This window comes from Streptomyces endocoffeicus, from assembly GCF_016741935.1.
Classification (GTDB): domain Bacteria; phylum Actinomycetota; class Actinomycetes; order Streptomycetales; family Streptomycetaceae; genus Streptomyces; species Streptomyces endocoffeicus.
The window spans coordinates 1,301,821-1,324,218 of the sequence record NZ_JAERRG010000001.1 but is presented as its reverse complement, the minus strand read 5'-3'; the positions used below and the strand labels follow the sequence as shown (position 1 = coordinate 1,324,218).

General features: G+C 71.7%; 12 protein-coding genes. 5 read left to right on the top strand and 7 right to left on the bottom strand.

Annotation, left to right across the window (positions count from 1 at the left end; translation table 11 throughout):
- The first annotated feature begins 19 nt into the window (after positions 1 to 19).
- Complete coding sequence (locus JK364_RS04930) at positions 20 to 1,480, top strand: aldehyde dehydrogenase family protein (protein WP_201847835.1); 1,461 nt, start codon at positions 20 to 22, stop codon at positions 1,478 to 1,480.
- A gap of 221 nt (positions 1,481 to 1,701) precedes the next feature.
- On the opposite strand, the gene JK364_RS04925 is transcribed toward JK364_RS04930, so the two are convergent.
- Complete coding sequence (locus tag JK364_RS04925; protein WP_201847833.1) at positions 1,702 to 2,784, bottom strand: NAD(P)/FAD-dependent oxidoreductase; 1,083 nt, start codon at positions 2,782 to 2,784, stop codon at positions 1,702 to 1,704.
- 74 nt (positions 2,785 to 2,858) lie between these two features.
- A complete protein-coding gene (gene sigJ, locus JK364_RS04920; protein WP_201847831.1) occupies positions 2,859 to 3,731 on the bottom strand; it encodes an RNA polymerase sigma factor SigJ in 873 nt (290 codons plus the stop codon).
- A 140-nt stretch (positions 3,732 to 3,871) separates the two neighbouring features.
- Between sigJ and JK364_RS04915 the strand changes: the two genes are divergently transcribed.
- Both JK364_RS04915 and JK364_RS04910 read left to right on the top strand, forming a co-directional pair.
- Positions 3,872 to 4,981: a PP2C family protein-serine/threonine phosphatase gene (locus tag JK364_RS04915; protein WP_201847829.1), complete on the top strand. Its 1,110-nt coding sequence runs from the start codon at positions 3,872 to 3,874 to the stop codon at positions 4,979 to 4,981.
- A 110-nt stretch (positions 4,982 to 5,091) separates the two neighbouring features.
- The gene (locus JK364_RS04910) at positions 5,092 to 7,731 is read left to right on the top strand and encodes an ATP-dependent Clp protease ATP-binding subunit (protein WP_201847827.1); all 2,640 of its coding nucleotides are present in this window, start codon (positions 5,092 to 5,094) and stop codon (positions 7,729 to 7,731) included.
- A 21-nt stretch (positions 7,732 to 7,752) separates the two neighbouring features.
- Here the strand turns inward: JK364_RS04910 and JK364_RS04905 are convergent, their stop codons facing one another.
- Entirely contained in the window at positions 7,753 to 8,949 is a 1,197-nt protein-coding gene (locus JK364_RS04905; protein ID WP_201847826.1) for a CapA family protein, read from the bottom strand.
- A gap of 321 nt (positions 8,950 to 9,270) precedes the next feature.
- Between JK364_RS04905 and JK364_RS04900 the strand changes: the two genes are divergently transcribed.
- A complete protein-coding gene (locus JK364_RS04900) occupies positions 9,271 to 10,131 on the top strand; it encodes a class I SAM-dependent methyltransferase (RefSeq protein ID WP_201847823.1) in 861 nt (286 codons plus the stop codon).
- Between the two features lie 107 nt (positions 10,132 to 10,238).
- On the opposite strand, the gene JK364_RS04895 is transcribed toward JK364_RS04900, so the two are convergent.
- The 4 genes from JK364_RS04895 to JK364_RS04880 form a co-directional block, all read right to left on the bottom strand.
- Entirely contained in the window at positions 10,239 to 12,134 is a 1,896-nt protein-coding gene (locus tag JK364_RS04895) for a Xaa-Pro dipeptidyl-peptidase (RefSeq protein ID WP_201847821.1), read from the bottom strand.
- Between the two features lie 86 nt (positions 12,135 to 12,220).
- Positions 12,221 to 12,460, bottom strand: coding sequence for a DUF5988 family protein (locus JK364_RS04890; protein WP_307841157.1), 240 nt, complete (start codon positions 12,458 to 12,460; stop codon positions 12,221 to 12,223).
- A gap of 18 nt (positions 12,461 to 12,478) precedes the next feature.
- The gene (locus JK364_RS04885; RefSeq protein ID WP_201847817.1) at positions 12,479 to 13,249 is read right to left on the bottom strand and encodes an AfsR/SARP family transcriptional regulator; all 771 of its coding nucleotides are present in this window, start codon (positions 13,247 to 13,249) and stop codon (positions 12,479 to 12,481) included.
- Positions 13,250 to 13,976: 727 nt separating this feature from the next.
- The gene (locus JK364_RS04880) at positions 13,977 to 14,789 is read right to left on the bottom strand and encodes an SAM-dependent methyltransferase (protein ID WP_201847815.1); all 813 of its coding nucleotides are present in this window, start codon (positions 14,787 to 14,789) and stop codon (positions 13,977 to 13,979) included.
- A gap of 244 nt (positions 14,790 to 15,033) precedes the next feature.
- Between JK364_RS04880 and JK364_RS04875 the strand changes: the two genes are divergently transcribed.
- A complete protein-coding gene (locus JK364_RS04875) occupies positions 15,034 to 22,368 on the top strand; it encodes a type I polyketide synthase (RefSeq protein ID WP_230991304.1) in 7,335 nt (2,444 codons plus the stop codon).
- Positions 22,369 to 22,398: the final 30 nt, after the last annotated feature.

Below are 22,398 nucleotides of genomic sequence, written 5' to 3'. Positions count from 1 at the left end.
ACCGCAAAGGACATCCGATATGACCCTCCACCGCGATCTGTTGATCGATGGCAAGGACACCCCGGCCGTCTCGGGGCGCACCGCCGAGGACCTCAACCCCTACACCGGGGAGGTGTTCGCCACCGTCGCGGCCGCCGGGGCCGAGGACGTGGCGCGTGCGGTGGCCGCCGCCGACGCCGCCTTCCCGGCCTGGGCGGAGCTGGCTCCGTTCGAGCGCCGTACGATCTTCCTGACCGCGGCGGACCTGCTGGAGTCGCGCGCCGCCCGGGCCGCCGAGATCATGGCCCAGGAGACCGGGGGCACCGCGCCCTGGGCGCATTTCAACGTGGGCCTGGCCGCGAACATCCTCCGTGAGGCCGCCGCCGCGATCACCGCCCCGCGTGGTGAGGTGCTCAGCGCCCAGGAGGCGGGCGCGCTCGGTCTCGCCGTCCGCGAACCGGCCGGTGTCGTCGCGGCCTTCGCCCCCTGGAACGCGCCGGTCATCCTCGGTGTCCGTTCCGTCGCGGCGCCCCTGGCGGCGGGCAATACGGTGGTGCTGAAGCCCAGCGAGGACGCGCCGCTCGCCTGCGGGCTCTTCGTCGCGGATGTGCTGCGTGACGCCGGGCTGCCCGACGGGGTGCTCAACGTGGTCACCAACGCCCGTGAGGACGCGGCCGAGGTGGCCGAGGCGCTCATCGCCGACCCCCGCGTACGGATCGTCAACTTCACCGGGTCCACCGGCGTCGGCAGGACCATCGGCTCACTCGCCGCGCGGCACCTCAAGCCGGCCGTGCTGGAGCTGGGTGGCAAGAACGCCATCATCGTCCTGGACGACGCCGATGTGGACCACGCGGTGAACGCCGCCACCTTCGGCGTGTTCATGAACTCAGGTCAGATCTGCATGTCGGGCGACCGGATACTCGTCCATGAAAGCCTCGCCGAGGAGTTCACCGCGAAGTTCTCCGCCAAGGTGGCCGCCCTGCCGTGCGGCGACCCCGCCGTACCGGCCACCGTGGTCGGCCCGCTGATCACAGCCGACTCGGCGCGCCGGGTGGCGGCCCTGGTGAAGGACGCGGTGGACAAGGGCGCCACGGTGCTGACCGGCGGTGGCGAACCCGACGGCGCGGTCCACCCGGCGACGGTGCTGAGCGATGTCACCCCGGACATGGACATCCACCACGCCGAGGCGTTCGGCCCGGTCTGCGTGGTGGACACCTTCGCCGACGACGATCGGGCCGTGGCCCTGGCCAACGCCACCGACCACGGCCTGACCTGCGGCATCATCACCGAGAACGGGACCCATGGGCTCAAGGTCGCCCGCCGTGTCCGGACCGGCATCGTGCACATCAACGACCAGTCGGTGGCGGACGAGCCCCAGGCCCCGTTCGGTGGCGTCAAGCACTCGGGGTACGGGCGGTTCGGCGGCCGCTGGGGCATCGAGGCGTTCAGCGACACCCGGTGGATCACCCTCGCCACCCAGCACGCCCACTACCCGTTCTGAGGGGGTGCGGCTCCGCCGCGTGGCGGGGCTTCGCCCCCGGACCACCCGGGGTCCGGTGGCGAAGCCCCCGGTAACGGGAAGGGGCGGGGAGGGGAAAGCGTCGATATGCGGCTCCGCCGCGTGGCCCGCCGGACACCCCGTAGCGCGGGCGCATGGCTCGGGCCGCTCCTCGGGGACACCTCAGCCTCTCCCCGCGCCCGTCAGTCGATCCCGGGAACCCGTCAGTCGATCCCGGGAATGAGGGGCACGGCCCCCGGTCGGCGCGCCGCCAGCCGCAGCACCCTGACCGTGGCGCGCACCACCTGCTCCTTGGTGCGCGCGGCCGCGCCACCGCGCAGCACCGTCTCGCGCGGGGAGTCGTCCGCCCGCACCAGCTGGATCAGCCCGTCCCGGCGGCCCAGGCTCACGCACTGCGCCACGAACCGGAAGCGCAGCGGCTTCGGCTCCCGGCCCCGCGTCTCGGCGATGATCGAGGAGGCGGCGTGCGAACCGGACGGGAGCGCGGTGGCACAGGCCATGCGCAGGGCACCGGCGGCCGGGGTGGCCATGGCCGCCGCGTCGCCCACCGCGTAGATCTCCGGATGGGACACCGAGCGCAGGGTGGCGTCGACGCGGACGCGGCCGCCCGGGTCGAGGGCGATCCCGGCGGCCTCGGCCAGGGCGGTGTTCGCGGTCATCGCGGTGGCCCAGACCACCGCGTCGGTGTCGAGGTCCTCCGGGCGCGCCACCCGGCGGCCCTCCTCGATCCGGACACCGAGCCCGGTGAGCGTCGTACGGACATGGGCCCGGCCCTTCGCCGAAAGCCCCGTGCCGACATCCTCGCCCGTGACCAGCCGGACCCTCCAGGCGTCGTGGGACTCGGCGATCTCGGCCGCGAGCTCGATGCCGGTGAGTCCCCCGCCGACCACCGTCAGCTCACCGGGGCCGTCCAGCAGCCGCTTGTGCAGTTCGTCCGCCGTCTCCGGGGTGTAGGCGCGCTCACCGGGATCGGCGGTGCGGCTGCCGAGCGCGTACACCAGCCGGTCGTACGGGAGCAGGCGGCCGTCGTCGGTGGTGATCCGCCGGGCGGCCGGATCGATCCCGGTGGCGCGGGCGGCCACGTGGACGATCCCGGCCCGCCGGGTCAGCGCGTCGAGTGGATGTGTGATGTCGGGCCGTCCGACGGCCCGCTCGTGCAGCCGCACGCGCTCGGTGAAGGCGGGGCTCGGATCGACCAGGGTGACGCGGGTGTGCGGGGCCAGCCGCAGGGCGGCGATCAGCCCCGCATAGCCCGCGCCGAGTACCAGGACCTGCTGCTTCTCCATGTGGGCGGCCTCCTTGCCGGTCGGTGTTCACGAGGAGGACGACACGGCGTCCCGAGATGTGACGGTGATGCCGGTCACAGGTTCGGCAGGTCGAGGTGGCGGAGCTTGTCGGGGTTGGCGACCGCGTCGATCTCGGTGATCACACCCTGGTGTACGGAGAACGCGAAGACCACGGCCTGCCGGCTCGCGGTGTCGACGATGACCAGGCCCGGGGCGCCGTTGACGTCGCGGTGGTGCACCAGCATCGTGGCCGGGTCGAAGCCCCGGGTCAGCCGCTGGGCGAAGCGGGCCACCTTCTCGTTCCCCAGCACCGGGAGCCGGGCCGCCGCCACCTTGCCGCCACCATCCGAACGCCAGACGACCTCCGGGTCCAGGATCTCCAGCAGCCCGTCCAGGTCGCCGCCCATGACCGCCCGGAGGAACGCGTCCACGGCCCGCCGGTGCTCCTCGCGGTCCACCGAGCGCCGCGGCGCCTCCGCCCGGACCCGCTTGCGGGCGCGGGAGGCCAGCTGCCGTACGGACTCCGGGCTCCGGCCCACCACCTCGGCGATCTCGGGGAACGGCACCGAGAAGACATCGTGCAGGATGAAGGCGGTCCGCTCCGCCGGAGTCAGCCGCTCCAGCACGGTGAGCAGCGCCAGACCCACCGACTCGTCCAGCGTCACCCGGTCCTCCGGACCGCCCGCCGCCACCACCGGCTCGGGCAGCCAGGGGCCGACGTACGCCTCGCGCCGCACCCGCGCCGAACCCAGCAGGTCGTAGCAGATGCGGCTGATGACGGTGGTCAGATACGCGCGGGGGTCGGCCACCTCGTTCGCGGGCAGTCCCTGCCAGCGCAGCCAGGTCTCCTGCACCGCGTCATCGGCGTCGGCGACCGAGCCGGTGATGCGATACGCGACGGCCCACAGCCGGTCGCGCTGTTCTTCGAAGGCGGTCAGCTCTGCCATGTCCCGATCCTCTCCTCGGCCTGAGAAGGAGGACGAGACAGCGGCCGGAAGTGTGACAGCCGCCTCCCGGGAGCGCGGTCGGGCCCCGGGCCGGCGGGTTGGCGCGGGGGCCACGGCAGGCGTAAGCAGTAGATGTGCACATGCGGCAAGGTCCCTCGGATCCGCGCCGGCCAAGGTGGCGGACCCGCTTCCTGGTCGTGATCCCCCTGCTGGTCATCGGGCTGATCACGCTCGGCGATGTGCTGTCCCCGGCGAGTGTCCGGCTCAGCCCGCTGCTGATCGCCGCCCCCGCCATGACCGCCTCGTTCGCCGGTCCGGTGCTCACCGCGTGCGTCGGGCTGCTGGCCGTCGCCGCGCAGATCGGGGCGAACGCCTCGGAGGGGTTCCTCGGCCTTCCCGGCCGCCTGACCGAGGTGATCACCCTGGCCCTGGTCTCGGCGATGATCGTGCTGTTCCGGGCGGTTCTCGACCGGCATATGCGCGAGCTGAACCGGGTGCGGGCGGTGGCCGATGTGGCGCAGCGGGTGCTGCTGCGCCCGCTCCCCGACAGGGTCGGCCCGCTGCTGATCGCCTCGGTCTACCTCGCGGCCGAGCCGGGCGCGGAGATCGGCGGCGATCTGTACGCGGCGGCGCGCACCTCGAACGCCACCCGCCTGATCATCGGCGATGTCCGGGGCAGCGGGCTGACCGCCGTCGCGGACGCCTCCCTGGTGCTCGGCGCCTTCCGCGCGATCGCCCACTGGCCCGTACCGCTGACCGATCTGGCGTCCCACCTGGACACCGCGCTGTCCGCGGAGCGGACCGAACCCCGCGACAAGGCGCCCGGGGCGGGGGAGTCGTTCGTCACCGCCGCCGTGCTGGAGATCCCCGACGACCGGCCGGTGGTCCGCCTCGTCAACTGCGGACATCCGCCACCGCTCCTGCTGTGCGACTCCGGTGTCAAGGCGCTGGAGGGCCAGGCGCCCGCACTGCCACTGGGCCTCGGCCACCTGGCGGCCGGCAGCTACCACACCGAGGACTTCCCGTTCGACGAGGGAGATCAGTTGCTGCTCTACACCGACGGGGTCGTCGAGGCGCGGAACAGCGAGGGCACCTTCTTCCCGCTCGCCGAGCGGCTCCCCGGAGTGGACGGCGGCGGCCCCCAGTACCTCATCGACCGTCTGCACCGCGATCTGCTCAGCCACACAGGCGGCCACCAGGGCGATGACGCCGCCCTGGTCGTCCTCGAACGCCACCGGGTGGAGCGCTGACGCACCCGGTGGCGCCGGGCGCCGTCCGGCAGCCGCAGCCGGGCCGCGGTGCCCGCTCGCGGAACCGGCCAGAAACGGACATCGGTCTCGATCGCTCGTAAACTGGTCATATGGGCAGCGGGAACGAGGGCCCGAATCAGGGCCCCGAGGACTTCGGGCCGGATCCACTCGGCGACTTCCTCGCACGCTTCCTCGGGACCGGGCCGGCCGGGCAGCGGCCCGATTCACGCCATGTCGACTTCGGCCGGCTGATGAGCGAGAACGCACGCCATCTCGTCTCGGCGGCCGCCTCCTACGCCGCCGAACACGGCAGCACCGACCTCGACACCGAACATCTGCTGCGGGCGGCACTCTCCGCCGAACCCACCCGCACCATGGTCTCGCGCGCCGGAGCCGACCCCGACCGGATCGCCGCGGAGATCGACCGGGAGGCCGGGGGCGGGCCGCCGCGCAACTCGGTCGCCGTCACCCCGGCCGTCAAACGGGCGTTGCTCGACGCGCATGAGATAGCCCGCTCGCGCGGCGCCTCGTACATCGGCCCCGAACACGTACTGATCGCGCTCGCCGCCAACCGCGAGTCCACCGCCGGGCAGATCCTGGGCGCCGCCCGCTTCGAACCCCGGGCCCCCGGCCCGCCGACCGGCGGCCTCACCCCGAGCGCCCCCACGGCAGACCAGAGGCCCGTCATGGACCAGCGGAAGACCCCGAACCTCGACCGGTTCGGGCGCGACCTGACCGAACTGGCCCGCGAGGGGCGGATCGACCCGGTGATCGGCCGCGACGAGGAGATCGAGCAGAGCATCGAGGTGCTCGCCCGGCGCGGCAAGAACAACCCCGTCCTCATCGGCGAGGCCGGAGTCGGCAAGACGGCCGTCGTCGAAGGGCTCGCCCAGCGGATCACCGACGCCGATGTGCCGGACATCCTGCTCGGCCGCCGGGTCGTCCAGCTCGACATCGCGAGCGTCGTGGCCGGCACCCGCTTCCGCGGCGACTTCGAGCAGCGCGTCACCAGCATCGTCGACGAGATCCGCGCCAACTCCGACGAATTGATCATCTTCATCGATGAGCTGCACACGGTGGTCGGCGCCGGTGGCGGTGGCTCCGAGGGCAGCCAGATGGACGCCGGCAACCTCCTCAAGCCCGCGCTCGCCCGCGGCGAACTGCATGTGATGGGCGCGACCACGCTCCGGGAGTACCGCCAGTACATCGAGAAGGACGCCGCGCTCGCCCGCCGCTTCCAGCCCATCATGGTCCCCGAGCCCACCTCCGCGGACGCCGTCGCCATCCTGCACGGCCTCCGCGACCGCTACGAGGCCCATCACCAGGTCCGCTACACCGACGAGGCGCTGCTCGCCGCCGTCGAGCTCTCCGACCGCTATCTGACCGACCGTTTCCTGCCCGACAAGGCCATCGACCTCATGGACCAGGCGGGGGCCCGGGTACGGCTGCGCTCCAGCGCCCGCGGCACCGATCTGCGCGCCCTGGAGCGGGAGGTCGAACAGCTCACCCGGGACAAGGACCAGGCCGTCGCCTCCGAGAGCTATGAACGCGCCACCTCCCTGCGGGACCGGATCGCCGAGCTGAACAACCGGATCGCGCAGGCATCCGAAACGCAGTACCACGGCGGGCGCGTCGCCGAGGTCACCGTCGAGGACATCGCCGAGATCGTCTCCCGGCAGACCGGGATCCCCGTCTCCAGCCTCACCCAGGAGGAGCGCGAACGGCTGCTGCGCCTGGAGCAGCACCTCCACCGCCGGGTCGTCGGGCAGGAGGAGGCCGTGTCCGCCGTGGCCGACGCGGTCCTGCGCGCCCGCGCCGGACTCGCCGACCCCAACCGCCCCAGCGGCAGCTTCCTCTTCCTCGGCCCCACCGGCGTCGGCAAGACCGAACTCGCCCGCGCACTGGCCGAGGCGCTCTTCGGCAGCGAGGACCGCATGGTCCGCCTCGACATGAGCGAGTACCAGGAGAAGCACACCGTCAGCCGGCTGGTCGGCGCGCCACCCGGATACGTCGGCCACGAGGAGGCCGGACAGCTCACCGAGGCGGTGCGCCGCCAGCCCTACTCGCTGCTGCTCATGGACGAGGTGGAGAAGGCCCATCCCGATGTCTTCAACATCCTGCTCCAGGTGCTCGACGACGGCAGGCTGACGGACGCCCAGGGCCGCACCATCGACTTCAAGAACACCGTCATCGTGATGACCAGCAACCTCGGCTCGCAGACCATCACCGGACGCGGTGGCCCCCTGGGCTTCGGCGGCGGTGGCGAGGAGGCCGACGACGCGGCGCGCCGGGAGCGGGTGCTGCGCCCGCTGCGGGAGCACTTCCGGCCGGAGTTCCTCAACCGCATCGACGAGATCATCATCTTCCGCCGGCTCGCCGACGACCAGCTGCGGCAGATCGCCGATGTGCTGCTGGAGGAGACCCGGCGCCGGCTGCACGCCCAGGACGTCGGCGTGGAGTTCACCCTGGCCGCCGTCGACTGGCTGGCCAAACACGGCCACCAGCCGGAGTACGGCGCCCGGCCGCTGCGCCGCACCATCCAGCGCGAGGTCGACAATCCGCTCTCCCGGATGCTGCTCGGCGGCGAGCTGCCCGCGCACAGCCGGGTCCGGGTCGATGTGCACGACGACCGGCTGACCTTCCACACCCAGGAGGCCGCCGAGCGTACGGGCCGGCCCGGCCCGCCGGGTCACCCGGAGCAGCCGGGCGGGACGGAGCGACCGGGCGGGACGGAGCGACCGGAGCGGTAGCGCCTCCGGGAGCGAGCCGGGTCAACGGCCCATGGACAGGCCGTCCTTCTTGCCGCCCCGGCTGAGCACCGCCTCCTGGATGGTGCTCAGGGCGCTGGTGTAACCCGGGTTGCCGGGGCTCTTCTCCAGGGCCCGGGGAAGGTTCACCAGGGTGATCGGGTCGTTGTCCACGGCGTGCGGGATGTACTCCGCCTTCTTCACCCGCCACGCCCGGCCCGGGGCGGACGGCGGGGTGAAGGTGAAGCGCGCCGCCGAGCCCATCTGGCCGCGCTTGTCCGGCATGACCCCCGCGATCTGGTCGCCCATGCCGTAGACCACCCAGGTGCCGTTGACCTTCTCGTACGCCTGGGGGATATGGGCGTGGGTGCCGATGATCAGATCGATATCGCGGCGGCCACCGTCCTTGGCGGCGGTGAGCTTCTTGGCGAGCGAGAGCTGGAGCTTGTCCGGCGCCTGCTGCCACTCGGTGCCCCAGTGCACGCTGACGACGACCACATCGGCCCCGGCCCGCCGCGCGGCCCGCGCGTCCTTGATGATCCGCGCCGGATTGATGAGGTTGACCAGCCACGGTTTGCCCTTGGGGACCGGGATTCCGTTGGTGCCGTAGGCGTAGGCGAGATGGGCCACCTTGGCGCCCCCGGCCTCCATGATCGTGGAGCGGGTGCTCTCCGCGGCGGAACGGGCCGATCCGGCGTGCTTGAGCCCGGCCTTGTCCATGGCGTCGAGGGTGCGGACCACCCCCTCCGGACCGGCGTCGAGGGTGTGGTTGGAGGCGGTGGAGCAGGAGTCGTAGCCGATGTTCTTCACGGCCGAGGCGAGCTGCGGTGGCGTCTTGAAGGTCGGATAGCCGGTGAACGGCCCGTGGGTGGCCCCGTAGACGGTCTCCATATGGCAGATGGCCAGGTCGGCCTGGGCGACGATGGGCGCGGCCGCCCGGATCATGCGCCGGAAGTCATAGCTGTCACCGCCCGAGTCCGCCTTCGCCTGGCGGATGACCGAGGCGTGCACCAGCAGATCGCCGGTGGCCACGAGGGTGAAGTTCTTCATGGACCCGCTCCTGGCCGCCGCCGGGGTCTTCGAGGGCTTCTCCTCGGCCTTCGGGGTGGCCGGTGTCCCGCTGCCGCACGCGGTGGCGGCGCCGAGCAGGGCGACGGCGAGAAGCGCCGTCCGATGGCGTGGGTGATGGGACACGGTGCACTCCGCACTGGTCCGGGCCATGCCGGACCCTTTTGTTCTGATTGTCGGATTGTCATATTTATTGCACGACATCAGAGGGGCTTGCGGAGTGGTGGGGAGCTTCACCGGTTCGGCCGACCGGTTGCACCCGATGGGCCCGGTCAACCCCTGTCCGGAGGTCATCGATGGGACAATGTGCGCCCGCCGCGCGGTGTCACGGCCGGGCGCGGTCCCCGGGTGGCCGTCCATCGGGTAACTCCCCTGTGAACAGCGGTCGTTAGCGGTGCGTGCCGGGGTGCCGAGCTGACACCATGGGGGTGTCGCTCGCGGCATCCGCGGTGGGACCTCGGGGGAGGACGTTCCATGCAGATCGGCCGGCCCAGCATCACCGCCCGCGGCGCGGCCGCGTTCCGCGCGGCCCACCAGGAGCTGGAGGGCGGCCGGGTGTTCTACGACCCGCTGGCGCTCCGCGTCCTCGCCGCCGACGCGGACGACGCCGACGACCCCGTCCTCGAGGCGGCCTTCCACCCCGGGCGCGAGGATGTGCGGCTGTCCGTGGCCGCCCGTGCGCGGTTCGCCGAGGACGCCGTCGCGGCCGCCGTGACGCGCGGGGTACGGCAGGCGGTGGCACTCGGGGCGGGGCTGGACACCTTCGGCTGCCGCAATCCGTACGAGGCGGAGGGCCTCCGGGTGTTCGAGGTGGACCATCCCGCCACCCAGGAGTGGAAGCGCGGACGCTTGGCCGCCGCGGAGATCCCCGTACCGCCGTCACTGACCTTCGCGCCGGTGGACTTCGAGCGGCAGAGCCTGGCCGACGGGCTGACGGCGGCGGGCTTCGACCTCGCCCGCCCGGCGTTCTTCTGCTGGCTCGGGGTGGTGCCGTATCTGACGCACACCGCAGTGCTGGACACGCTCGGCTTCATCGCGGCCCTGCCGGACGGCTCGGGCGTGGTCTTCGACTACGGCGAGCCGCCGGACGCGCTGCCACCGGAGCAACGTGCCGTGCACGAGGCGCGCGCGGCATGGGCCGCCGAGGCCGGTGAGCCCTTCCTCAGCTTCTTCACCCCGGAGGAACTCGCGGACGAACTGCGCCGGCTGGGCTTCTCCGCGAGGGAGGATATCCGCTACCGCGACCTCACGGCCCGGTACGAGAGCGGCCACCGGATGGCGCAGGGGAACGCGGACCTCGGCGCCCATGTGATCCACGCCTGGACGCAGGGTTGAGCGTGTGGATCCAGGGTTGAGCACCGGGACGCAGGGCTGAGCGCCTGGACTCAGGGCTGAGCCCGGACCGCCGGTGAACGGCGGCCCGGGCCTCGTCAACGCGCCTGTCAGCGAAGGGAGTCGCTGAGCCTGCCGGCGGTGGTCACCGGTACGGTCACCCGGCTGCCGCCCAGGTCCACCGTCACCTTCGCCCCGGTCGGGTCCTCGAAGTAGAGGAAGTCGGCGTCGGTGCCGCCGAGGACCAGACCCAGCCGATGGCCCGGCTTGATCTCGTAGTCGCCCGGCAGGGTCTTCCAGGTGATCCGGTAGGACCGGCCGGGGGTGAGCGGCTCGGGGGTGGTGAGCGAGTGGCGGTTCTGGGCGTCCATCCAGCCCCGGGCGATCACCTCGGAGGATTTGCGCGCTGTCACATTGGCGGTCTGCTGGTAGCAGGCGTCGTCCTGGGCGGTGCTCTCCCCGTGGCAGGACTCCTTGTCCAGCCCCCGCAGACCGTCGTGGATCCGGTTCTGGGGTTCGTTGCGGTTCCAGTCGATCCGTTCGTCCTCGCCGTAGTCCACGAGCAGCGCGGTGAGGTTCGACGTCGGTCTGTCGAGCGTGACCCGCAGATCCGCGGTGGGTGTGCCGGACAGCCGTACCCCGGTGCGCAGCGGCGGGGTGACGAACGCCAGCCGGCCCGGACGGTTCGCCGTCGGGTCGGCGGTGAGATCCGCCTCGCTCAGCTTGGTGTCGGTGAAGGATCCGGTGCCGCTCGCGGGACTCAGCGCCAGCGAGCCGTCGGGCCCGGGGTGCAGGGGGACCGAGGAGGTGCCGGCGGGCCAGTCGGCCTGGGTGGTCCAGGTGTCCGGGCCGGTCTGCAGATCGACGCGGGGCTCGTCCATGATTCCGTTCTGGATGCCGTACAGCCAGTGGTCGAACCACCGGTGCACGGTGTCGACCCACTGCGCGCGCCGACCGGGCCAGTCGAACGGATCGGTGTGGCCGTAGCGGCCCAGCCACAGCTTGCGTGGCACCCCGCGCTCGGCCAGCGCGCCCCACCAGTTCGCGAGCTGGTCGATCCGGATGTTGTAGTCGCTGATGTCATGCGCCGCGAGGACGCTCGCGCGCACCTTGTCCACCTCGGGCGCGGGCCGCGCGATGTAATCGCGCTCGTTCCAGTGGGCGTTGTAGTTGCCGGTGGCGTCGTCCTCACCGGCCTGCAACCGTTCGCGCACCGCCTGGCACTTCTGGGGCGGGTCGGTGTCCAGCGCGGTGGTCAGATACGAGGCGAAACCGTTCCAGTGCTTGGCGCCGTTGGTGCGGGCGAACTCGTACCAGGAGCTGACTCCGGAGATCGGGACGATGGTCTCCAGCCCCTCCACCCCGGTGCCCGCCACCGCGTTGGCCAGCATGCCCTCGTACGAGTGGCCGATCATGCCCACCTTGCCGGTGGACCAGGAGGCTTTCACCGCGCTGCCGTCGGCCGCGTACGCCGTGGCGCGGCCGCCCAGCCAGTCGATCGTGGCCTTGGCGGCCGCCACATCGGCGGCGCCGCCGACCGTCAGACAGCCGTCGGACCTGCCGGTGCCGGTCACATCGACATCGACCACGGCGTAGCCGCGCGGCACGAAGTAATTGTCGTAGAAGAGGGGGAACTTGGCCGGGTCGCCCTGGGCGTCGTAGGTCTTGCGCTCCGACTCGAAGCCACGGCCCACGGTGTCGTTGTAGGGGCTGGACGACATGATGACCGGCACCTGGAGACCCTGCTGGGTCTCCTTGGGCCGGATGATGTCCACCGCGACCCGGTCCTTGCGGCCATCGCCGTCACTGTCGACGGGCGTCTGGACCATCAGGTGCTCCCGCACGGCGTCCGCGTAGGAGAACACCGGCTGAGTACGGCCGTCCACCACCTTGGTGGCGGGTCTGGTGGCTGTCCGGGCCGACGCGGGCCCGGCGGGCAGTGCGGCAAGGGCTGTCGATATCGTGAGCGCGGCGATCACGACCGCGCGCCAGCGTGAAGTACGCATACGGACCTCCTGGCCACGACCCCCGCCCCGGGACCACCGGCCGGCGGTGGCCGGTCGGCGATCCCGGGGTTCCGGAGCCATGGAGGCTACTCGGCGATTTTCGTACGCATGGTCCAGCGAAAGATCGCTGTGGTGATGTCAGCGGAATCGTTGACGAGTTCGAAGTGCTCGTATCCATTGCGGTGCTGGATTTTGAGCTTCTTGCTGGTGAGGGTCGACCGCCCGGCCCTGAATGCCCGGGGCAGATCGTCCGGTCCGCCTTCGAGGACGACCTCGATCGGAGTGCCCTCGGACAGATATCTGATGTGTTCGCTCAATATCTCCACCTCCTTACGCCGTCCTCCTCAAGCGGGAACATGCAGTTCCAGTCGGTCATCCGAGGTGAGGATGGCCCGCTGCATGTCCTGCAGGGCCCGGCACGGTTCGAGCCCGAGTTCCTCATTGAGTGTCTTGCGCGCCGCTTGATACACATGCAAGGCGTCCGCCCGGCGGCCACAGCGGTAGAGCGCCAGCATCAACTGACGGTGCAGTGCCTCCCGCAAGGGATGTTCGGTGGTCAGCTGATACAGATCGCTCACCAGCTCGCGATGGCGGCCGAGCATGAGCCGGGAATCCGTCAGCATCTCGATGCATTCCAGCCGGGCTTCTTTCAGCCAGGTCTGAAAGCCTTCGAGGATCGGCCCATGGCATACGTCGTCCAGCAGTGGATCGCGCCAGAGATCGAGTGCGCTTTCGAAAGTCGCCGTGGCCTGCTGGTAACGCAGCTCCCGCAGATGGTCCCGGCCCTCGTACACCAGCCGTTCGAAGCAGTGGAAGTCGAGGCGGTCGTGGCCCAGCCGCAGGACATATCCCGGCGGGCGGGTGATAACGGGACTTTCGCTCTGGCCGGGCCGGCGCAGGAACTTACGGATCTGGGAGACATACACATGGAGCCCGGCGATCGCCCGGCGCGGTGGATACTCTCCCCAGATCTCCGTGATGAGCTGGTCGATCGGGACCACTTGATCGGCGCGGACGAGGAGGACGGTTAACAGGACCTCGATCTTCCGCGCCCTGACGGTTAATTTCCTCTCCTCTTCCACTACGCGGAGAGGTCCCATGATCTCATATCGCACGATGTGCCCCATCCGAGTCGCCGACGAGTGCGGTCATGGGACAGTCGGCGTCTTTGCCGGAATTGCCCGCGGGGTTGTCTGTGTGTTCTCTCGATTTCGAGGGCGGTCTGCTTCCGGAGGCGAACGCGTGTGCGGGTCGGGCTCTGGCGGTCCATGCGGACCGTCGACCCCTGCCGTCCGGGTGGCGCGCTGGAATTGTCACGTCCCCGGAGTCCGGCGACCCCGAAGGGGATGGGAAGTGGGCGCTTGCCGAGCCGCTTGCGTGTGGAAAGTGGTCCGGCCGCTCCGCACTGGACGGGTACGGGCGGTGCCGCCGGATCCACTGACGCACGCCGTTCGCGACTGCCATTACTCACCCCTCTTTTATCGGGGACCTGCCGAGGAATCAGAGGATGGACGAGGTCGTCGCCTTCGGCAGGTGCCCCACATCGTAAGCGAGTCCTATGACTACCCACCTCACCTAGAATCCGGATATACGCGCCCTCGAGGCGGCGTCCTCGACGGTGCGGAGCGGGTATTCGCAATACAGTCCGGAAGATCGGAGTCCGGATATCCCGCACTTGAGGTGTTGCAGTCCGCGAATGAGAATACGCGGATCACATCGGCCGGGACAAGCGCATCTTGCGAGATCATGGGCCCCTTGGTGCCGCTTTGATGAGGAGCGGAGAATTCCGTCTGCGCGGGACCCATGAAGGATTCTCGAATAACCGTCAGGTTTGCCGCCGATTCAGGGCTTGTGGGCCACCACGATGGCGCAGCCGGCGCTGGGCACGGTGGGCAGCGCCGACTTGGCGGCGTCCAGCACCTCCTGCACGCTGACCCCGTGGCGCGCCTCGAACTCCCGGCGACAGCGCAGGATGCCGTCGATCATGCGATTGGCGGTGTCCTTGGTGTTCTCGGTGACATCGGTCAGCTCATCGAGCACCAGCCCGGCGTCACCGACCAGACCGGGCCAGTCCTCCAGCCGGGTCAGCGAGGTGACCACAGCGGGATCGTCGTCCGGCTGATAGCTGCCGTCGCTCGGCGGGGTGACATCCGTGAGCACCACCCGGCCTCCCGGCCGCAGCACACGGGCCATCTCCCGCAGCGCCGTCGGACGGTCCATGTGATTGATCGATTCGAATGCGAGTACGGCGTCGAAAGCCGCGCCGTCGAAAGGCATCGCCATGGCGTCGGCGTATTGGAATGCCACCCGGTCGGACAGCTCGGCCAGCCGGGCGGATTCGGTCGCCTGTTTGACCTGGAGCTCGCTGATCGTGACGCCCAGGACATTGGCGCCGGTGGCGGACGCCAGCCGCATCGCCGGTTTCCCGATACCACAGCCGACATCCAGCACCCGGTCGCCCGGCCCTACCCGCAGCCGTTCGATCAGCAGATCCGTGAAGCGATCGGTGGCCTCTTGGACCGAACGGGTATCGGACGGGCCGTCCCAGTAGCCGAAGTGGAAGTTGTCGTCCCACGCCATCTGCAGAAGCGGGCCCAGCGAGCTGTAGTAGTCCGACACCGTGCCGCCCGGGGGCACGGCCGAGGGAGAGGTCATGGCACTCCTCCTGTGTGCTCGAAAGATCGGGTCGGCCCAGGGCACATAAAGGCTCACCCGCTCAAGCGATCGTCCGGGGTTCCGGTAACGCGTCTCTAAAGTCACCGGCCGTGGCCTATTTGGTCTTGCTTTAGAACCGAGCCCCACGATGGGCCACGTGCTCGCACCGATCATCAATCCGGAGCGGGAGTGCCGCCCATGACCACGAACACGCAGCCGTTCGCCGAGCGCCGTATGGGGTGCGATGGATAGCGCCGAGCCCACCCGCACACCTCAGCACGCGGAGCCCATCGCCGTGGTGGGAATGGCCTGCCGCCTGCCGAACGCACCCAGCCCGTCGGCCTTCTGGCAGCTGCTGCGGCAGGGCGGGAACGCCATCACCACCATGCCGGACGACCGCCGCCGGACCGGCCCCGCCGCCGATGGCCCCGCTACGGATGGCGCCGCCACCAACGGCCCCGCCGCCGACGGTCCCGTCAGCGACAGCCCCGCTACCAACGGCCCCGCCAGCGACGGTTCCGACCGGTTGGCGCCGACCTGGTACGGCGGCTTCCTGGACCGCGTCGACACCTTCGACGCCTCCTTCTTCGGCATCTCGCCCCGCGAGGCCACGGCCATGGACCCCCAGCAGCGGCTGATGCTCGAACTCGCCTGGGAGGCGTTCGAGGACGCGGGTATCCGGCCCGGAACGCTGAAGGACAGCCCGACCGGTGTGTTCGTCGGCGCCATCTGGGACGAGTACGCCGCCCTCCTGCGCCGGGACGCCACCGCGGCCACCCGGCACGCGATGACCGGTGTCCACCGCAGCATCATCGCCAACCGGGTCTCCTACGGCTACGGTCTGCGGGGCCCGAGCCTCACCGTCGACACCGCACAGTCCTCCTCGCTGGTGGCCGTGCACACCGCCTGCGAGAGCCTGCGCCGCCAGGAGTGCGCCCTGGCCCTGGCCGGAGGCGTCAACCTCATCCTCACCGAGGACAGCATGGCGGCCGCCGCCGCCCAGTTCGGCGGGCTCTCCCCGGACGGGCGCTGCCACACCTTCGACGCCCGTGCCAACGGCTTCGTGCGTGGCGAGGGCGGCGCGGTGGTCCTCCTCAAACCACTCGCCGCGGCCGTACGCGACGGCGACCCGGTGTACTGCGTCATCCACGCGAGCGCCGTCAACAACGACGGTGCCACCGACGGGCTGACGTCCCCCAGCCCGGCGGCCCAGGAGGACGTGGTGCGCACCGCCCACCGGCGGGCCGGAGTCTCACCCGACGAGATTCAGTACGTCGAGCTGCACGGCACCGGAACCCCCGTCGGCGACCCCGTCGAGGCGACGGCCCTCGGCGCCGCGCTCGGCACCGTACGGACCGACGGCACACCGCTGCTCGTCGGCTCCGCCAAGACCAACGTGGGCCACCTCGAGGGCGCCTCGGGCATCGTCGGACTGCTCAAGACCGCCCTCGGCATCACCCACCGCCGACTGCCGGCCAGCCTTCACTTCGCCACCCCGAACCCGCGGATCCCGCTGGCCGAACTCGGACTGCGGGTCCAGGACCGGCTCGGCGAGTGGCCCCGTCCGGACCGGCCGCTGCTCGCCGGGGTCAGCTCCTTCGGGATGGGCGGCACCAACTGCCATCTCGTCCTCGGCGAAACACCCTCACCCGGGTCCACGTCCGCACCGGCCGACACCCCCACACCCCCCGTGGTGGCCTGGCCGATCTCCGCGAAGACGCCCGCGGCGCTGCGTGCCCAGGCCGGGCGGCTGCGGGACCATCTGGCGGACCACGACGGCCACTCCCCGACCGACATCGGACACTCCCTGGCCACCACCCGGACCGCCTTCGGGCACCGCACCGTGATTCTCGGCGAGGGCACCGAAGAGCTGCTGAGCGGACTGGACGCGCTGGCCGACGGCATGGAGACCGCCGGAGTGGTGCGGGGCAGGGCCACGGGCGGCGGTCTCGCCGTCCTCTTCAGCGGCCAGGGCAGTCAGCGAGTGGCCATGGGGCGTGAACTGTACGCCGCCTACCCGGTCTTCGCCGCGGCGCTGGACGAGGTGTGCGACCGTCTGGACGGGCAGTTGGCGGAGCCGTTGCGCGAGGTGATGTTCGCCCAATCCCCTTCCCCGCGAGCGGCGTTGCTCGACCACACCGCGTACACCCAGCCCGCGCTGTTCGCCATCGAGGTGGCCCTGTACCGGCTGGCCGAGTCCTGGGGGCTCACCCCCGGCCATCTGATGGGCCACTCGGTCGGCGAGATCTCCGCGGCCCATGTGGCCGGCGTGCTCACCCTGCCCGACGCCTGCACCCTGGTGGCCGCCCGCGGCCGGTTGATGCAGTCCATCACGGCGACGGGTGCCATGGCCGCGCTGCAGGCCGATCCGGACGAGGCCGCGGGACTGCTCGCCGGATGGGAGGACCGGCTGGACCTCGCCGCCGTCAACGGCCCGTTCTCCGTGGTGATTTCGGGCGACCACGACGCCGTCCACGCGACCGCCGCCGCCTGGCGCGAGCGTGGCCGCAAGGCCCGGCTGCTGAAGGTCAGCCACGCCTTCCACTCGCCGCACATGGACACCATGCTCGACGAACTGCGCGCCGTCGCCTCCGGACTGGCCTTCTCCGCACCGGCCATCCCCCTCGTCTCCAATGTGACGGGACGGCTCGCCACCGCCTCGGAGCTCGCCGCACCGGACTACTGGGCCCGGCACGCCCGCCACGCGGTGCGCTTCATGGACGGTGTGCACACCCTCCTGGACACCGGTGTCACCACCTTCCTCGAACTCGGGCCGGACGCCCCACTCACCGCCATGACCCGCGAATGCCTCACCGCACAGCCCGGACCGGCCCCCGGGCGGCCACGCCCGGCCGCCGTGGCGGCGCTGCGCCGCGACCGCCCCGAGGTGCGCACCTTCGCCGCCGCCATGGCCGAGGCGTATGTCCGCGGCGCCGAGGTGGCCTGGGGCCGGGCCTGCGGCGGGCACCCCCGGCAGCGGGTCCCCCTGCCGACGTACGCCTTCCAGCGGGACCGCTACTGGCCCGGCACCACACCCGAATCCACCGCGCGGGCCACTCACATCACCCGGACGGAGGCCGCCCCGGACCAGGCAGCGCCCGCGGGAGAGCCGGCCGAGCCCGGCACAACGGGTCCGGACCGGGACCCGCTGGAGGTCGTGCGGACCCAGGTGGCACTCGTCCTCGGACACTCCGAGCCGGACTCCATCGATCCCGGCCTCACCTTCAAGGAGCTGGGCTTCGACTCGCTCGCGGCGACCGAACTGAGCGAGCGCCTCGGCGCCGCCACCGGACTGCCCCTGACCGCCACGCTCACCTTCGACCACCCCACCCCCCTGGCTGTCGCCGACCATCTGCGGGCCCACACCAGCCCCGCCGCCACCCCGCCCGCGTCAACGGCACCCGCACCGCGCGACGCCGGCGAGCCGATCGCCGTGGTGGCCATGGGCTGCCGCTTCCCCGGCGGCGTCGACTCGCCCGAGGCGCTGTGGCGGCTGGTGGCCGAGGGCGTCGACGCGATCGGGGAGTTCCCCCGGGACCGCGGCTGGGACCTGGCCGGACTCTTCGACCCCGACCAGGACCGCCCCGGCACCAGCTACGCTCACGAGGGCGGCTTCCTCTACGACGCACCGGAATTCGACGCGGAATTCTTCGGGATCAGCCCCCGGGAGGCGCTCGCCACCGACCCACAGCAGCGGCTGCTGCTGGAAACCGCGTGGCAGACCTTCGAACGGGCGGGCCTCCGCTCCACCGCCCTCCAGTCCAGCGCCACCGGGGTGTTCGTCGGAGTGATGCCCCAGGACTACGGCCCCCGGCTGCACGAGGCGCCCAAGGGGCTCGACGGCCATCTGCTCACCGGCTCCACCCCGAGCGTGGTGTCCGGCCGGGTGGCGTTCACCTTCGGCCTGGAGGGGCCCGCGGTGTCGGTGGACACGGCGTGTTCGTCGTCGCTCGTGGCCATCCATCTCGCGGTGCGGGCACTGAGGCAGGGCGAATGCGCGCTCGCCCTGGCCGGAGGGGTGACGGTGATGGCCGCACCCGGCATGTTCACCGGCTTCTCCCGGCAGCGGGGCCTGGCCCCCGACGGGCGGTGCAAGCCGTTCGCGGCCGCCGCCGACGGCACCGGATGGGGCGAGGGCGTCGGCCTGCTGCTCCTGGAGCGGCTGTCCGACGCCCGGCGGAACGGCCACCGGGTGCTGGCGGTGATCCGGGGCTCGGCCGTCAACCAGGACGGCGCCTCCAACGGCCTGACCGCGCCCAACGGCCCCTCCCAGCAGCGGGTGATCCGCCAGGCGCTCGCCGATGCCCGGCTGTCCCTGTCCGAGGTGGACGCCGTCGAGGCCCATGGCACCGGAACCACCCTCGGCGACCCGATCGAGGCGCAGGCGTTGCTGGCCACGTACGGGCGGGAGCGGCCCGAAGAGCGGCCCCTGTGGCTGGGCTCGCTGAAGTCCAACATCGGCCACACCCAGGCCGCGGCCGGCGTGGCGGGCGTCATCAAGATGGTGATGGCCATGCGGCACGGACTTCTGCCCGCCACCTTGCACATCGACACGCCCAGCCCGCACGTCAACTGGGACAGCGGCGCGGTGCGGCTGCTGACCGAGCCGGTGGAGTGGCCGCGCGACGAACACCCCCGCCGCGCGGGCGTGTCCTCCTTCGGCATCAGCGGCACCAACGCGCATCTGATCGTGGAGCAGGCCGCCGAACCGGAACCCGTCCCCAGCGGCCCGCGGACGGACGAGGACGACCGGCCGGTGCCCTGGGCGCTGTCCGCCCGCAGCGCCGAAGCGCTCCGAGGACAGGCCCGGGAGTTGGCCGCCCACACGGCCGCCGACGACACACCGTCGCCCCGGGACGTGGGCTGGTCGCTGATCACCACCCGGACGGCGTTCGACCACCGCGCGGTGGTGGTCGGCGGGAGCCGTGACGAACTCACCGCCGCCCTCGCGGCGTTGGCGGCCGACGAGACGCATCCGGGCGTGGTGGGCCCGGGTGCCACCCGCTCCGGCGCGGCAGTGGACGCGGGCCCGGTGCTGGTGTTCCCCGGGCAGGGTTCACAGTGGGCCGGGATGGGCGCCGGACTGCTGGACACCTCACCGGTGTTCGCCGCCCGGGTGGCGGAGTGCGAACGAGCCCTCGCGCCCCACGTCGACTGGTCGCTCACCGATGTCCTGCGGGGAGCCGAGGACGCCGCCGATCTGAGCCGGGTGGATGTGGTGCAGCCGGTGCTCTGGGCGGCGATGGTGTCCCTGGCCGCCGTATGGGCCCAGTACGGTGTGCGCCCCGCCGCCGTCGTGGGGCACAGCCAGGGCGAGATCGCGGCGGCCGTGGTGGCCGGAGCGCTGACCCTGGAGGACGGCGCCAAGGTCGTGGCCCTGCGCAGCAAGGCATTGCGGCGACTGGCCGGAGGTGGCGCCATGGCCTCGCTGGCACTGGGCCATGAGCGGGCCGAGGAGCTGCTGACCGGGCTCGGCGACCGGGCCGCCGCGGTCGTGGTGGCGGTGGTGAACGGGCCCGAGTCCACGGTGGTGTCCGGGCCGCCGGAGCAGGTGGCCGCTGTGATGGCCGCCTGCCAGGAGGCGGGTGAGCGGGCGCGGATGATCGAGGTGGACTACGCCTCGCACAGTCCCCAGGTCGATGAGCTCGCCGAGGAACTCGCCGAGCTGCTCAGGGGAGTTGAGCCGGTCGGGACGCCCTCGTCCGGAGTGGTGTTCTACTCCACCGTGACCGGTGGCCGGACCGATGTTTCCCTCCTGAACACGGACTACTGGGTGCGGAATCTGCGGGAGCGGGTGCGGTTCGCCGATGCCGTCGAGGCGTCGCTGGCGGCTGGGCATCGGGTGTTCATCGAGGCCAGCACCCACCCCGTCCTCACCATGGCGATGCGGGAGAGCTTCGAGCACGCCGAGGTCGGCGCCGCCGCGGTGCCCACCCTGCGGCGCGACCACGGGGACTCGGCCCAGCTGACCAAGTCGGTCGCGCAGGCGTTCATCGCCGGGGCCGAGGTGGACTGGTCGGCCGCCTTCCCGGCCGACCCCGCGCCCCGTACGGTCGATCTGCCCACGTACGCCTTCCAGCGTCGACGCTACTGGCTGGACGCCCCCGGCGGGCGCGCGGGGGACCCCGGCGCCCTCGGCCTGGTGGCCGCGGACCATCCGCTGCTGGGCGCCGCGGTGCGGCTCGCCGACGGCAGTGGCCATGTGCTGACCGGACGTATCTCCCCGCGGACGCACGGCTGGCTCGCCGACCATGTGGTGGCGGGCGTGGCCCTGGTGCCCGGCGCCGCGCTGGTGGAGTGGGCGCTGCGGGCCGCCGACGAGGCCGGCTGCGGTGCGGTGGAGGAGCTCGCGCTGCGGCTGCCGCTGGTGATGCCCGCGACGGGCGGCCGGTGTGTCCAGGTGGTGGTGGGCCCACCCGTCGACGACGGACGCCGCGACATCGCGCTCTACTCCCTCCCCGACGACGGCCTTCGCGCGGGTGGCGACACCGACTGGATGTGCCATGCCGTGGGCGTCCTCGGCCCCGCCGTACCGGAAAGCCGGTCGGGGGAGTTGCCCGGGACCTGGCCTCCGTCCGGAGCGCGGCCGGTGGACACCGACGGGTTCTACGCACGGATCGCCGCATCCGGATACGCCTACGGCGCCGCGTTCCAGGGGCTGCGCGCGGTGTGGCGGGACGGCGCGGATCTGCTGGCCGATGTGGAGCTGCCCAAGGCCGCGGGAGAGCCCGGTGGGTTCGGGATTCACCCCGCCCTGCTGGACGCGGTGCTGCATCCGACGCTGCTGACGGACGGGATGGACCGGATGGACCGGACGGACCGGACCCAGGGGGAGGAGGACAACGGCCGGATGTGGCTGCCGTTCACCATCAGCGGTGTGTCTCTGTGGGCGGCCGAGGCCACCGCCGTACGCGTCCGGCTCATCCCCCGTCCGCAGACCGCCGGGGCCGACGGTGAGCGTGAACTGAGGGTCGTCGTCGCGGATGCCGTGGGCGCCCCGGTGCTGACGATCGACGCGCTGGTGCTGCGCCCCGCCGACGCCGATCAGCTGCGGTCCCTGAACACCGGCCGAGTGGCGACCGAGAGTGCTGGTGGCGGAAGCGTACGGCGGCGCGCCGCCGCTGCCGTCACCGGCGTGTCGTCCGTCGACTGGGCCGCCCGGCTGGCGCGGCTGTCGGCCGTGGAGCGGTACCGCACCCTCCTCGGCCTGGTGCGCGACCACGCCGCCACCGTGCTGGGGCACACCGATGCCGAGGCGGTGCACGCGGACGCCAGTTTCAAGGAACTGGGCTTCGAGTCCCTGACCGCCGTCGAACTGCGCGATCGCCTCGCGGCCGCCACGGGCCTGCGGCTGCCCGCGGCCCTGATCTTCAGACATCCGACCCCGGAGGGCATCGCCCACCATCTTGTGCGACGGCTGACCTCCGACGGTACCGACGCCACCCCCACCGCGATCGTCCCTCCGAGCACGCAATTGCCGCGGCAGCCGACGGATGAGATGAGCGCGGCCCAAAGGCTGGAGTCCGCCTCCGCGGATCAGGTCCTTGAGTTTATTGACAACGAGCTTGGTGTGTCCTGAATGTGCCGGGCGCGACGATCGCTGAAGGCC